The sequence below is a fragment of the Mesorhizobium sp. P2_E10 genome (assembly GCF_056404235.1).
Genome location: NZ_JBFUEK010000012.1, coordinates 82,066 through 94,990 on the forward strand (window position 1 = coordinate 82,066; position 12,925 = coordinate 94,990).

13 protein-coding genes are annotated in these 12,925 nt (G+C 63.9%); 2 read left to right on the forward strand and 11 right to left on the reverse strand.

Going from position 1 to position 12,925, the window contains the following annotated elements:
* The 5 genes from phnK to phnG are packed head-to-tail and all read right to left on the reverse strand — an operon-like array spanning nucleotide 1 to nucleotide 3,850.
* A complete protein-coding gene (gene phnK, locus AC1D0N_RS25145; RefSeq protein WP_065009749.1) occupies nucleotides 1-777 on the reverse strand; it encodes a phosphonate C-P lyase system protein PhnK in 777 nt (258 codons plus the stop codon).
* Nucleotides 774-1,667, reverse strand: coding sequence for an alpha-D-ribose 1-methylphosphonate 5-phosphate C-P-lyase PhnJ (locus AC1D0N_RS25150; RefSeq protein ID WP_477248671.1), 894 nt, complete (start codon nucleotides 1,665-1,667; stop codon nucleotides 774-776). Before AC1D0N_RS25150 ends, phnK begins: the two co-directional genes overlap by 4 nt.
* The gene (locus AC1D0N_RS25155; RefSeq protein ID WP_477248672.1) at nucleotides 1,664-2,776 is read right to left on the reverse strand and encodes a carbon-phosphorus lyase complex subunit; all 1,113 of its coding nucleotides are present in this window, start codon (nucleotides 2,774-2,776) and stop codon (nucleotides 1,664-1,666) included. The genes AC1D0N_RS25150 and AC1D0N_RS25155 overlap by 4 nt, the downstream gene beginning before the upstream one ends.
* Before the next feature lies 1 nt (nucleotide 2,777).
* A complete protein-coding gene (gene phnH / locus AC1D0N_RS25160; RefSeq protein ID WP_477248673.1) occupies nucleotides 2,778-3,389 on the reverse strand; it encodes a phosphonate C-P lyase system protein PhnH in 612 nt (203 codons plus the stop codon).
* Nucleotides 3,389-3,850 (reverse strand): phosphonate C-P lyase system protein PhnG, encoded by a 462-nt coding sequence (gene phnG / locus AC1D0N_RS25165; RefSeq protein ID WP_477248674.1) that lies wholly within the window; start codon nucleotides 3,848-3,850, stop codon nucleotides 3,389-3,391. Before phnG ends, phnH begins: the two co-directional genes overlap by 1 nt.
* Before the next feature lie 118 nt (nucleotides 3,851-3,968).
* Between phnG and phnF the strand changes: the two genes are divergently transcribed.
* Nucleotides 3,969-4,718 carry a phosphonate metabolism transcriptional regulator PhnF gene (phnF, locus tag AC1D0N_RS25170; RefSeq protein ID WP_477248675.1) on the forward strand — a complete coding sequence of 250 codons (750 nt, stop codon included), beginning with the start codon at nucleotides 3,969-3,971 and terminating at the stop codon, nucleotides 4,716-4,718.
* Nucleotides 4,719-5,002: 284 nt separating this feature from the next.
* On the opposite strand, the gene AC1D0N_RS25175 is transcribed toward phnF, so the two are convergent.
* The 6 genes from AC1D0N_RS25175 to AC1D0N_RS25200 form a co-directional block, all read right to left on the reverse strand.
* Complete coding sequence (locus AC1D0N_RS25175) at nucleotides 5,003-6,043, reverse strand: zinc-binding alcohol dehydrogenase family protein (protein ID WP_477248676.1); 1,041 nt, start codon at nucleotides 6,041-6,043, stop codon at nucleotides 5,003-5,005.
* 125 nt (nucleotides 6,044-6,168) lie between these two features.
* On the reverse strand, nucleotides 6,169-7,137 hold the full coding sequence (locus AC1D0N_RS25180) for an ABC transporter permease (protein ID WP_477248677.1): 969 nt from the start codon (nucleotides 7,135-7,137) through the stop codon (nucleotides 6,169-6,171).
* A complete protein-coding gene (locus AC1D0N_RS25185) occupies nucleotides 7,134-8,687 on the reverse strand; it encodes a sugar ABC transporter ATP-binding protein (protein ID WP_477248678.1) in 1,554 nt (517 codons plus the stop codon). Before AC1D0N_RS25185 ends, AC1D0N_RS25180 begins: the two co-directional genes overlap by 4 nt.
* A 148-nt stretch (nucleotides 8,688-8,835) precedes the next feature.
* Entirely contained in the window at nucleotides 8,836-9,831 is a 996-nt protein-coding gene (locus tag AC1D0N_RS25190) for a substrate-binding domain-containing protein (RefSeq protein WP_477248679.1), read from the reverse strand.
* Between the two features lie 316 nt (nucleotides 9,832-10,147).
* Nucleotides 10,148-11,146: an aldo/keto reductase gene (locus AC1D0N_RS25195; protein WP_477248680.1), complete on the reverse strand. Its 999-nt coding sequence runs from the start codon at nucleotides 11,144-11,146 to the stop codon at nucleotides 10,148-10,150.
* A 60-nt stretch (nucleotides 11,147-11,206) separates the two neighbouring features.
* Complete coding sequence (locus AC1D0N_RS25200) at nucleotides 11,207-12,712, reverse strand: UxaA family hydrolase (RefSeq protein ID WP_477248681.1); 1,506 nt, start codon at nucleotides 12,710-12,712, stop codon at nucleotides 11,207-11,209.
* On the opposite strand from AC1D0N_RS25200, the gene AC1D0N_RS25205 reads away from it, so the two are divergent.
* A complete protein-coding gene (locus AC1D0N_RS25205; protein WP_477248682.1) occupies nucleotides 12,693-12,923 on the forward strand; it encodes a hypothetical protein in 231 nt (76 codons plus the stop codon). The two genes, AC1D0N_RS25200 and AC1D0N_RS25205, sit on opposite strands and share 20 nt — an antisense overlap.
* The last annotated feature ends 2 nt before the right edge of the window (nucleotides 12,924-12,925 follow it).

Sequence of the window (12,925 nt, forward strand, 5' to 3'; positions counted from 1 at the left end):
TCACACCTGCAAGATCGAGGAAACGAGCAATTGGGTGTAGGGCGCGCGCGGATCGTCGAGGACGCGGTCGGTGAGGCCGCTTTCGACGACGCGCCCGTCCTTCATCACCATCATGCGCTGCGACAAAAGCCGCGCCACGGCGAGGTCGTGGGTGACGACGATGGCGGCGAGACCGAGATCGGTGACGAGGCCGCGCAAGAGATCCAGCAGGCGCGCCTGTACCGAAACGTCGAGGCCGCCGGTCGGCTCGTCCATGAACACAAGGCGCGGCCCGGTGACGAGGTTGCGGGCGATCTGCAGGCGCTGGCGCATGCCGCCCGAAAAGGCGCGGGGTTCGTCGTCGATGCGATCCTCGTCGATCTCGACGCGCGACAGCCAGTCGACCGCGGTAGCGCGGATCTTGCCATAGTGGCGGTCGCCGACCGCCATCAGCCGCTCGCCGACATTGGCGCCGGCCGAAACCGTCATGCGCAGCCCATCCGCCGGATTCTGATGGACAAAGCCCCAGTCGGTGCGCATCAAGAAACGGCGCTCGGCCTCGCTCATGCGGTAGAGTTCGCGGAACTGGCCGTCGCGCATGCGGTAGCTGGCGGTGCCGGAAGAGGGCAGCAGCCGCGTCGACAGGCAGTTGAGCAACGTCGTCTTGCCGGAGCCGGATTCGCCGACCACGGCCAGCACCTCGCCCGGCCAGAGGTCGAAGGTGACGTTCTCGCAGCCGACGCGCGAGCCGTAGAATTTGGACAGCGCGGAAACGCGCAACAGCGGTTCGTCGGTCACTGCGCCGGCTCCATCATCTCGGGTGTGAGGTGACCGCGATGGCCTTCTTCGCGCCGCTTCTCGCAATGGTCTGTGTCGGAGCAGACGAACATGTGGCCGCCATGGTCGTCGAGAATGACCTCGTCGAGATAGACGTTTTCGGCGGCGCACAGCGCGCAGGGCTGGTCGAAGGTCTGCACCTCGAAAGGGTGATCCTCGAAGTCGAGGCTGACGACATCGGTGAAGGGCGGCAGCGCGTAGATACGCTTTTCGCGGCCGGCGCCAAACAATTGCAAAGCCGGCGACTGGTGCATCTTGGGATTGTCGAATTTCGGCGTCGGCGACGGGTCCATCACATAGCGCCCCTCGACCTTGACCGGATAGGCATAGGTGGTGGCGATGCGGCCGTGTCTGGCGATGTCCTCGTAGAGCTTCACATGCATCAGGCCATATTCTTCCAGCGCATGCATTTTGCGCGTTTCGGTCTCGCGCGGCTCGAGGAAGCGCAGCGGCTCGGGGATCGGCACTTGATAGACCAGCACCTGGCCGGCGCTGAGTGGATGTTCGGGGATGCGGTGGCGGGTCTGGATAATGGTGGCGCTGGCGGTGTCGGTGGTCACAGCGACATTGGCGACCTTCCTGAAGAAGGCGCGGATCGAAACAGCGTTGGTGGTGTCATCGGCACCCTGGTCGATGACCTTCAGCACGTCGTCGGGGCCGATGATCGAAGCGGTGACCTGGACGCCCCCGGTGCCCCAGCCATAAGGCATCGGCATCTCGCGCGAGGCGAACGGCACCTGATAGCCGGGGATGGCGATGCCCTTGAGGATCGCCCGGCGGATCATCCGTTTGGTCTGTTCATCGAGATAGGCGAAGTTGTAGGCGGCGATGTCGGTCGGTTGCGTGCTCATTCCGCTGCCTCCTTCTTTTCGTCCATCATGCCGGGGTTTTCACGTGCCTCGTACTCGGCGCGCATGCGACGCACGAGGTCGAGTTCGGCCTGGAAGTCGACATAGTGGGGCAGCTTCAAATGCTCGACGAAGCCGGTCGCCTGGACATTGTCGGAATGCGAGATAACGAACTCTTCGTCCTGGGCTGCCGCGACGACATCCTCGCCGAGTTCGGTTGCGCGAAGCGCGCGGTCGCAGAGCGCCATGGCCATCGCCTTGCGCTCGCTCTGGCCGAAGACGAGGCCATAGCCGCGGGTGAATTGCGGCGGCGCCTTGGCCGAGCCTTTGAACTGGTTGACCATCTGGCACTCGGTGACGCGGACGCTGCCGAGCGGCACCGCGAAGGGCAGTTCCGGCACGTCGAGCTCCAGTTCGACCTCGCCGATGCGGATCTCACCGACAAAGGGATGGTTGCGGGCATAGCCGCGCTGGGTGGAATAGCCGAGCGCCAGCAAAAAACCCTCGTCGCCGCGCGACAGCGCCTGCAGGCGGATGTCGCGCGCCATCGGGAACTCCAGCGGCTCGCGGGTGATGTCGCCGGGGACATGGTCCTGCGGCATGTCGCCATCCGGCTCGATCAGGCCCTCGCGGGCGAGGATCGCCGAGACGCGCGGCATGGCTTCCGCCTCGCCGGCGCGCTGCAGCGGCTCATCGACATCGGCGCCTGCGGCCAGTTCGGGATCGAGCAGCCGGTGGGTGTAGTCGAAGGTGGGCCCAAGCAGCTGGCCGCCGGGCAGGTCCTTGTAGGTCGCCGACACGCGCCGCTCGACCAGCATCGTGGCGGTGTCGATGGCCCTGGTGTAGCCGAAGCGCGGCAGCGTGGTGCGATAGGCGCGTACGAGAAAGATGGCCTCGATCATATCGCCGCGCGCCTGGACGATGGCGAGCGCCGCCAACTCCCGGTCGTAGAGCGAGCCTTCGCTCATCACCCGGTCGACGCCAAGCGCCAGTTGCTCGACGATCTGGTCGAGGCGAAGTGCGGGTACCGAACGATCGCCGCGCCGGCGATCGGCAAGCAGTCTGTGGGCGTTGGCGATGGCCGCTTCGCCACCTTTTACCGCGACATACATGCTACGCCTCCATCGTCTTGATGCGCGTGGTGCGCGGCAGGCAGGCGATGCCGTCCGGCGTGGCCAGGACGAGGTCAACGCCGCGTGGAAAACGCTGATTGTTCTGCTTCCATTGTTCGACGAAATGGCGTGGTATCTGCGCCGGTGCGATGGTCGCCGTCGTCTCAATGCCGGGGCCTGCGAGCAGAAGCGAAGTGCCCGAGATGAGATCGCTCACCTGCAGGATCAGCGTGGTGGAGCGGTCGGGATAGTCCTGGGAGCCTTGCGAAAAACCGTCGAGCGACATCATCTCGGCCGGTGCCGAAATCAACGCGAAATGCGCGTCGGCCGGCGTGTTGGCCACGGGCGCGCCTGAGTGGAAGCCGAGCCAGGATTTGACCGCCGCGGCGGCCTGCAAGGCAGGATCGAGCCAGAGCGGCGTGTCGTTGTCGCACAGCGCCAGCGCGATGGCGCCGGCGGTGGCCGACAATGGCGCCGGCGGGCGGGCAAAGGCCGGCAAGGGCTGCACTGTGCCCGGCCGCGCCATCGCATCCATCACGGCACGGAACACGGTCTGCGCATTGAACACCGGATCGGCGAAGCCGCCATCGATCGACTGGGTTGCAATGTCCATCAGTCTTCTCCGCGCACCATGGTGAAGAAATCCACCTTCGTTGCCGCCGTCTCGGCGCGGCGTTTTTCGCGCGCTTCGCTTAGAGCCGCCTGTAGCGGGGCGATGAGTTTGGTCTGAACATTGTCGCGGTGGGCAGAATCCTGCCAGAGCGCATCGGCGATGGCCGCGAGCCTCGCCTTCTGCTTGTCACGGCCGAGCGCGTAGCAATGGCCGACCTGTCCGGAGGCCAGCCGCACCGTGGCGCGGGTGACGGTGGCTTCACCAACATTGAAGGGGGCGCCACCGCCGCCGATGCGGCCGCGTACGGTGACCAGGCCGGTCTCGGGACCGCGCAAAAGTTCGGCTTCCGCGGGCAGACCGGCCGCGTTCCAGAGGCGGACGATGTCATCGCCGCTTGCCTGCGCCAGCGTTGCCATGACGGCTTTGCGCTCAGCCTGATCGCGCGCTTCCTGTCCTCGCATGGCCGCTGCTCCTGTTCGTGCATATTTGTCTAGTGATATAGACATCTATACAAATTATATCTATTATCTAACGCCTGTCCATGACGGGTGGATGACAGGGCGAAAGATCGGGGTGCAAATGGTCGGGCAGCAAATGGCTGATAGCATCGAGCGGCGCAGCGGCGTCTCGTTGTGGCGGCAGATCGCCGACCAGATCCTGCATTCGATCGCCTTGGGCGATTTTGCCGAGAATGCCGCGCTGCCGCCGGAAGTGGCGCTGGCCGAACGCTACGGTGTCAACCGCCACACGGTGCGCAGCGCCATATCAGCCCTGGTGCAGGACGGCGTGCTCAGGGCAGAGCAGGGGCGTGGCACCTTCGTGCTGTCGCGCAAGCGGCTGTCCTATCCGATCGGCGCGCGCACCCGCTTTTCGGAAGGCCTGCAGGGGCAGGCATCGGAGCGGCATATCGTGCTGCTCGCCTCATCGGTCGAGCCGGCGAGCCAGCGTGTCGCCGAGGGGCTTGGGCTGGCCAAGGGCGCCCAGGTGATCAGGTTGGAGACACGCGGCGAGGCCGACGGCCGGCCGGTGTCACGGGCGACCACCTGGTTTGACGCCAAACGCTTTGCCGGCATCGATGCCGCGATGGCGGAGACCGGTTCGATCACTGTGTCGCTGGCCCGCTTCGGCATAGACGACTATCTCCGGCAATCGACCGTTCTGTCGGCGCGCCACGCCGATGCGGCCGATCTTGCCGACCTCGACCTGCAGCCGGGCGCCATCGTGCTGGTCACGGTGGCCGTCAACGTCACGCCCAACGGAAAGCCGATCCAATTTTCCGAGTCTCGCTTTCCAGCCGAGCGGGTGGAGCTGAAGCTGTCGGCGCTTTGAGTGTGCCGGCCTTAGTCTGATATCAGACCATCTCGGTCGCGGTCATTTGTCAGGGACTTGGCGTTTGAGGACCGTCTTCCCCCACTCCGTCTCGGCTTCGCCGAGCCCCCTCTCCCCCCTCCGGAGGGAGAGGAAGGGAGCCCTCGTGGCGGAGGGAGAAGGAGGAAGTGATTGAGAGAGCGTTGGCTGCAATAGGCTCGCGCCATTCCTCTACCCCGTCGATCGGGGGAGAGGTGGCTCGGCGAAGCCGTGACGGAGTGGGGGTCGACCTGCGCGGGGCGTCGTCAGTTCAAGCCGCCTGCCATGTTATGACCCACCTCGATCACGGCCTTGATCAGGCCGGATTTCTCATGCGCCCAGCGGGCAAGATCGCGCGGCGTATCGCCGAGCGTCGTGCGATGGGTGACGAGCTTGGCGAGCGGCACCGCGCCGTTGCGGATCGAGGCGGCGACATGGTCGAAGTCGGCGCGCAGCGCGTTGCGGCTGCCGACCAGCGTCATCTCGCGCTTGTGGAATTCAGGGTCGGAAAAGGTGATGTCGTCCTTGACCACGCTGACCAGCACCAGCGTCCCGCCATGCGCGACATGGGCAAAGGCAGACTGCACAGACTGGGTGTTGCCGGTGGCGTCGAAAACCACGTCGAACCCTTCGCCGCCGGTTGCCTCTCGCACCAGATCGGCCGCAGAACCCTGCGAAGCATCGAGCGTCGAAAAGCCGAGCTCACTTGCGGCAAAGCTGAGCCTTTCGCTGCTCATGTCGAGCAGGGTCACGTCAAGCCCGGCAATGCGGGCAAACAGCGCCGTGCCGAGCCCGATCGGCCCGGCGCCGATGACCAGCGCGCGGGCGCCTGGTACAGCCCGCGCGCGGCGCACGGCATGAGCGCCGATGGCCAGGAACTCGACGGCAGCGGCATCGGCCAGGGACAGGCCGTTTGCCGGATAAAGATTTTGCGCCGGCACCAGGATCTGCTCGGCCATGGCGCCGTCGCGATGCACGCCGAGCACCTCGATGCTGACGCAGCAATTCGGCTTGCCTTGGCGGCAGGCGATGCATTTTCCGCAGGCGAGATAGGGGTTGATGATCACCGGTTCGCCGATGGCGAGTTCGACGCCTTCGCCGGTTGTGATCACGGTGCCCGAGACCTCATGGCCCATGATGCGTGGATAGGCGAGGAACGGATGCTTGCCCTCGAAGATGTGAAAATCGGTACCGCAGATGCCGACATGGCTGACCGCGACCAGCGCCCAGCCTGAGGGCGGTGCACCAGGTGCGGGGCGATCTTCCACAACAAGGTCGCCGGGCGAGCGGCAGACAACGGCTTTCATGCTTCAATCCAGTCGGGTTCTTTGTTTGACGCAATTCCTAGGGAGAACCGCTTCTCACTTTCCTGGAACTGATGAAATCGCCGGCCCTTCGGCCAGGCCGGGCCGGCGATCAATTTCGGTGGTGACTATTTGCCGCCGCGGCGGCGCAGGCCGTCGAAGTAGACGATGACAATGATCAGCACGCCGGTGATGATGCGCTGCCAGAAGGCGTTGACGTTCAAAAGGTTGGCGCCGTTGTTGATGGTGGCAAGGATGAAGGCGCCGAGCAGCGGGCCGTGCACCGAGCCGACAGCGCCGAACAGTGAGGTGCCGCCGATGACCGAGGAGGCGATCGCCTGCAGTTCCCAGCCCTCGGCCTGGGTAGGGTTGCCGATACCAATGCGCGAGGCCAGCAGCACGCCGACAAAGGCGGCGCACAGGCCCGACAGCGTGTAGGCCATGTAGATCGTGCGCTGGACATTGACGCCCGACAGGCGCGAGGCCTCGGCGTTGGAACCGACCGAGAAAAGATAGCGGCCCCAGCGGCTGTGGTGGAGGAAGATATAGGCCGGGATGCCGACCATGATCACCATCCAGAACAGATTGGGGACACCGAGGAAGGAGTTGCGCGAGAACTCCTGGAAGGCGTCGTTGTTGATCGAGATCGAGTTGCCGTTGGTCATCAACAGGCCGATGCCGCGCAATGAGGTGAGCGTCGCCAGCGTGATGATGAAGGGCGGCAGTCCCATCTTGACGATGCCGAAGCCGTGGAACAGGCCGATGCCGACGCCGACCAGCAAGGTGATGAGAATGGCGAGGATGACCGGCACGCCGGCATTGATCAGCATGGCGGCGATGACGGTTGCAAAGCCGACCACCGCGCCAACGGACAGGTCGATGCCGCCGGTGATGATGACGAAGGTCTGACCCACCGCAAGGATGGCGATCATCGAGCCCTGGCGCAAAAGGTTCGAGATGTTGTTGCCCGAGGCAAAGCTCTGCGTCGACACCGACAGGATGACCCACAACAGGACCAGCAGCGCCAGCAGCGTCAGCCCGAACAGGGCATTGTAATTGCGTTTCGGTTTTTCGACTGCTGCTGCTTCGGTGCTCATGTCTGTCCTCCCAGCTTTTCTTGTTTCTCGGCGAGCGCCTGCGTGAGAATTTCTTCGTGGTCGGCGGTGCGGAACCCGTGCGTGGCGACCAGCTTGCCACGCCTGAAGACGTGCAGCGTGTCGGAGAGTTCATAGACCTCCGGCAAATAGGACGAGATCAGGATGATGCCGGCACCCCTGGACAGCAGCGCGCCGAACAGGCGGTAAATCTCCGCCTTGGTGCCGACATCGACGCCGACCGTCGGCTCGTCGAAGATGAACAGCTTGGCGCCGTGCGCCAGCCATTTGCCGATGACGATCTTCTGCTGGTTACCGCCGGACAGGCTGGAGGCGAGCGCGCTGCGCGTAGGTGTCTTGATCCTGAGATCGGCAATCTGGCGATCGGCCTCGGCCTTCTCCTTCGCGCCGGAAATCAGCATGTTCTTGGAGATGCGTTTGTAGATCGGCAGATTGAGGTTGAGGCCGACAGGCAAATTGAGGCAAAGGCCCTGGTCGCGGCGGCTTTCCGGCGCCAGCGCCATGCCAAGCTTGATCGCATCGTGCTCGGAGTTGACCTGGACCGGCTTGCCTTCCCACAGGATCTGGCCGGCCGACTTGCGATGGCGGCCATAAAGCGTGGTGACGAACTCGCTGCGGCCGGCGCCTATCAGGCCGTAGAGGCCGACGATCTCGCCGGCGCGGACGGTCATCGAGACGTTTTCAAAGCCCTTTCCCGACAGGTTCCGCGCTTCGACGATCATCGCGCCCGGCGTGAAATGCTCCTTGTGGTAGACCTGCTCGATCGAGCGATTGATCATCATCTTGACCAGCTCGGCGTCGTTGGTCTCGGCAATATTGCGGGTGCCGACCAGCGTGCCGTCGCGCAGCACGGAGACGCGGTCGGCGAGTTCGAACACCTCTTCCATGCGGTGGCTGATGTAGATGATGGTGACGCCTTCGCCCTTCAGCCTGCGGATCAGCGTGAACAGCTGGTCGGCTTCCTTGCGGGTGAGATAGGCGGTAGGCTCGTCGAAGATCAGGAACTTGGTGCCGCGCACGGTGGCGCGGGCGGCGGCGATCAGCTGCTGCTGGCCGATGGTGAGGTCGCCGAGGGTGACATGCGCCGGCAGGTCGAAGCCGAGACCGTCGATGATCTTCTGGGCTTCCCTGACCATGGCGCGCTGCTGCAGGATGCCGTAGCGCGAGTCCTCCTCGCCGAGGAACATGTTGGCGGCAACGGTGAGATGGCGGCACAACACCACTTCCTGGTGCACCGCATTGATGCCGAGCGCCATCGCTTCGTGCGGTGTCGCCAGAGCTGCCGGCTTGCCTTCCCAGATGACGTCGCCGGAGGTGCGCGGCATGACGCCGGTCAAGAGCTTGATCAAAGTCGATTTGCCGGCGCCGTTCTCGCCGACGATGGCGTGGATTTCGCCAGCCTTGAAGGCGAGGTGGACCGGCTTCAGCGCATGCGTGCCGGGATAGCGCTTTTCCAGCCCATGCAGTTCGAGAATCGTCCTGCCGGGTTCCAGCGTTGGGTGCGGGTGCAGTTCCTGCGCCGTCGACGTCATGACAATCCTCCCAGATCGGCCTTGCAATTGGCACTTGGCGATGCGGCTCCGCCGCATCGCCAAGGTAATTCAAACCGGCGGATATCCAAGCGGCATTGGATGTTTCCGGGGCGCTGAGGCCTCGGAAACAGTGCGCCTATGCCGATGCTTAGTCGAGCTTCGGGTTGAGCAGCGCGTCGATCTTCGGCTCTTTCATGTTGGCCTTGGTGACCAGATTGGCGCCGGTGTCGACATTGGCTTCGACCTTTTCGCCCTTGGAGGCGGCGAGAGCGGTCTTGATGCCGTCATAGCCCATCCGGTAGGGGTCCTGGACGACGAGGCCGGAGATGACGCCGTCATTGAGGAACTTGATCAGCTTCTCGTCGCTGTCGAAGCCGATCAGCCCGACCTTACCGGCAAGGTTGTTCTCGGCGATCGCCTGGCCGACGCCCTGCGCCATGATCAGGTTGGACGCGAAGATGCCCTTGAGGTCCGGATTGGCGGTGATCAGATCGGTGGCGATGTTGAGGCCGGTGGTGGCCTGGCCGTCGGCATACTTGTCGGCGACCAGTTCAAGGCCTGGATATTTGGCCTTGAGCTGTTCCTTGAAGCCCTGCGCGCGCTGCTCGAGCGAGCCGGCGCCGGGCAGTGCGGTGATCAGCGCAACCTTGCCCTCGACCTTGCCACCATTGGCGGCGCCGATGGCAGCGGCAAGACCGTCAGCGGCGACGCGGCCGCCCTGGACGTTGTCGGTGGTCAGGAACGAGGTGAAGGCCTTGGAGTCGGCGCCGGAGTCGATGCCGATGACCTTGACCTTGGTGGCGGCCTCGTCGATCGGCTTGCCGAGCGCCTTGGCCTCGGTCGGGGCGATGACGACGGCAGCCGGATTGCCGGCAACGGCGTTCTCGAGGATCGAGATCTGGCCGTTGACGTCCGTCTCAGCCTGCGCGCCGAGTTCCGGCACGTTGACGCCGAGGTCCTTGCCGGCCTTGCGGGCGCCAGCCAGAACGATCTGCCAGTAGAAGGACGTGGTGTCCTTGACGATGATCGGAATGGTCACGTCCGCCGCCGAAGCCGGCGCCGAATGCATCACGCCGGCAAGCATCGAGGCGGCTGCGAGTGCCACAAAGGCGCGGCGGTTGAGAATGCTGGTTACGAATTTCATGCGGATTCCTCCCTAGGACGCCCGGTGAAGGTTACGGAAGCTCCATTCGGATAGGCGCGGCCCAAACAGAACTTTATCAATAAAAAACATTTACCAGATTTTGATAGTGCATCGCTTCGGTCGATGCAAGCGGTGTTTGATACCGTTTGCGTGAGGTCCTGAGATAAGCGGGCCTCACTGGCCGATGCCCAATGCCACGTTCCGACGCTTCCGATCTCCTCCGAACGAGATGGAACAATAATTCCATATATGTGTCAATATGGAATGTTCATTCTTTTTTTGATCGCACGATACGCACATCGGTTGGGAAGGCGCATCAGCCGAGTTTCTGCACGACGGTGTAAGGCGCGTATCTGGCGAACTCCGTTTCCGGCAGGTCGATGCCGAGCAGTTCGAGGTTGCGTGTCAGATTGGCTGGGTTGGCCGTACCGGTCAGCACGCTGGCCACCACGGGTTCGTGCAACGGAAACTGGAACGCCGCCGCCGCCAGGGGATAGCCGCCTTCGGCGGCAATTTTTTCCATGGCTTCGACACGGTCGAGAATGTCTCTTGTTGCCGGCGCATAGTCGAAATGCGCGCCCGGCACCGGGCCGGTCGCCAGGATGCCGGAGTTGAAGACGCCGCCGATGATCAGCGAGGTCTGCCGTTTGCGGCAAAGCGGCAGCAGCTCGGCTTCGGCCGAGCGGTCGAGCAGCGAATAGCGGCTGGCCAGCAGGATGCAATCGAGCGGCGCCTGATGCAGCACATCAAGACAGATCTGCACCTCGTTGACGCCAAGGCCGTAGGCGGAAATGACGCCGGAAGACTTCAGTTCCTCCAGAGCCTTCAGCCCACCGTCCATCAACTGGCGGAAGTGCAGCTTGGTCTTCTCGACGCCGTGCGTGTAGGTGCCGATATCATGGACGAACAGGATATCGATCTTGTTGAGGCCAAGCCGCGCATAGCTGAAGTCGACCGAGCGCATGATGCCGTCATAGGAATAGTCGTAGTCCAGCGCGAAGGGCAGCGGATCGACATAGGAGTGATCGGGGACCTGGTCTTCCGCCACCGGTCGAAACAGCCGCCCGACCTTGGTGGACAGCACGTAGGACGAGCGCGGCTTGTCGCGCAGGAAGTCGCCGAAGCGCCGTTCCGACAGGCCGAAGCCGTAGAAGGGTGCGGTATCGAAATAGCGCAAGCCGGCGTCCCAGGCAGATTGCAGCGTGTCCATCGCTGCCTCGCGCGGACAGGCCCGGTAGAGGCCGCCAAGTGCCGCGCCGCCGAAGCTGACCTCGGTGACCTCAAGGGCAGTTGTACCGATGCGGCGTTTCTTCATGCAAACCCTCCCCTGCCGGCTGTCTGCCGGTTCGCAATTGTCCTGGTCAGTACTGTTGGCCTAGAGAGTCGCTCCGAGGTGCCAGGGCACGAACTCATTGTCGCCGTAACCAAACGCCTCGCTCTTGGTCTTGCGGCCCGACGCCGTCTCGACGATCAATTCGAAGATCTCGCGGCCCATGCCAGCGATGGTCTTTTCGCCCGAGGCGATAACGCCGCAGTTCACGTCCATGTCCTCTTCCATGGTGTGATACATGGTCGAGTTGCTGGCGACCTTGATCGACGGCGTCGGCCGGCAGCCGAAGCAGGAGCCGCGACCCGTGGTGAAGACGATGACGTTGGCGCCGCCGGCAACCTGGCCGGTGGCCGAGACCGGGTCGTAGCCGGGCGTATCCATGAACACGAGACCGTGGCCGGTGACCTTTTCGGCATAGCCGAAGACACCGTTGAGCGGCGTCTGGCCGCCCTTGGCCACCGCGCCCAGCGACTTCTCCAGGATTGTTGTCAGGCCGCCGCGCTTGTTGCCGGGCGAGGGGTTGTTGTCGATGGAGGCGCCATGCTTGGCGACGTGGTCTTCCCACCACTTCACGAAGCCATCGAGCTTGGCGGCGATCTCCGGGGTCGCCGCACGATAGGCGAGCAGATGCTCGGCGCCATAGATTTCCGTCGTCTCGGAGAGGATGCCGATGCCGCCGACGCCGGCGAGGATGTCGACAGCGGCGCCAAGCGCCGGGTTGGCGGTGATGCCGGACATGCCATCGGAGCCGCCGCATTGCAGGCCGACGACGATCTCGCTGACCGGGATCGGCTCACGCTCGAGCTTGCCGACCTCCTCGGCGATTTCGGCCAGCACCAGCATCGCCTTCTCGACCGATTTGCGCGAGCCGCCGGCGTCCTGGATGTTGAAATGACGTTTTCCCGCGGCGACACCCTTCTGGCCGTAAAGGGTAAGCTGGTTGACCTCGCAGCCGAGCCCGACCATCAGCACGCCGCCGAAATTCGGATGACGGGCATAGCCGGCCAGCGTGCGGTGCAGCACCATCATGCCGTCGCCGGTGCCGCTCATGCCGCAGCCCTGGCCATGGACGATCGGCACGAAGCCGTCGATCCCCGGATATTTCGGCAGCAGCTCGCGGTTGGCCTGGTCGGCGATGGCGTGGCAAACGGTGGCCGAGCAATTGACGCTGGCAACGATGCCGATGAAGTTGCGGGTGCCGGCGCGGCCGTCGGCGCGCCGGTAGCCCATGAAGGTTCTGCTACGGTCGGCTTCGGTCTCGTGCACGGCCTCGCTCGGCGGCACGACAGGCAAACGCCCGGATTCAAAGACCAGATTGTGCGAATGAACATGCTCGCCCGGCGCGATGTCCTGCGTGGCGCGGCCAATCGCCTGCGCATATTTCACCACGGCTTGACCGGCTGATATCGGCTTGATCGCCACCTTGTGGCCAGGCTCGATCAGCGCGGTGGCGACAGCGCCGCCGGGCAGTACCGTGCCGATCTCGATACGGCCGTTGGCGACCGCGACATTGTCGGCGGGAGACAGAAGAATGCTGTTTGAGGCGTTCACGGGCAGTTTCCTGGGTGTTCCTGGGAAGCGCGGGCGGATTGACACGCGCCTTTTAACAGATAATGTCTTTTATCGTGAAAAAACATTTTTGCGTCAATTGTTTTTTCGCTGGGTGTCGCGCGGCCTTTGGGCGCACGACGCTGCAACCAAAGCTGGAATCGCGCATGGTGCTTTTTCGAAAGCGATTCCGATTTTCGGTGCCATGCGCTAGGG

Coding starts and splice junctions, on each gene's coding strand:
- AC1D0N_RS25155 (WP_477248672.1), bottom strand. CDS start 2,776: ATGTATGTCGCGGTAAAAGGTGGCGAAGCGGCCATCGCCAACGCCCAC.
- phnF (WP_477248675.1), top strand. CDS start 3,969: ATGGTCGGGCAGCAAATGGCTGATAGCATCGAGCGGCGCAGCGGCGTC.
- phnH (WP_477248673.1), bottom strand. CDS start 3,389: ATGGACATTGCAACCCAGTCGATCGATGGCGGCTTCGCCGATCCGGTG.
- AC1D0N_RS25185 (WP_477248678.1), bottom strand. CDS start 8,687: ATGACGTCGACGGCGCAGGAACTGCACCCGCACCCAACGCTGGAACCC.
- AC1D0N_RS25180 (WP_477248677.1), bottom strand. CDS start 7,137: ATGAGCACCGAAGCAGCAGCAGTCGAAAAACCGAAACGCAATTACAAT.
- AC1D0N_RS25205 (WP_477248682.1), top strand. CDS start 12,693: ATGCTGTTTGAGGCGTTCACGGGCAGTTTCCTGGGTGTTCCTGGGAAG.
- AC1D0N_RS25190 (WP_477248679.1), bottom strand. CDS start 9,831: ATGAAATTCGTAACCAGCATTCTCAACCGCCGCGCCTTTGTGGCACTC.
- phnG (WP_477248674.1), bottom strand. CDS start 3,850: ATGCGAGGACAGGAAGCGCGCGATCAGGCTGAGCGCAAAGCCGTCATG.
- AC1D0N_RS25195 (WP_477248680.1), bottom strand. CDS start 11,146: ATGAAGAAACGCCGCATCGGTACAACTGCCCTTGAGGTCACCGAGGTC.
- AC1D0N_RS25175 (WP_477248676.1), bottom strand. CDS start 6,043: ATGAAAGCCGTTGTCTGCCGCTCGCCCGGCGACCTTGTTGTGGAAGAT.
- AC1D0N_RS25150 (WP_477248671.1), bottom strand. CDS start 1,667: ATGAGCACGCAACCGACCGACATCGCCGCCTACAACTTCGCCTATCTC.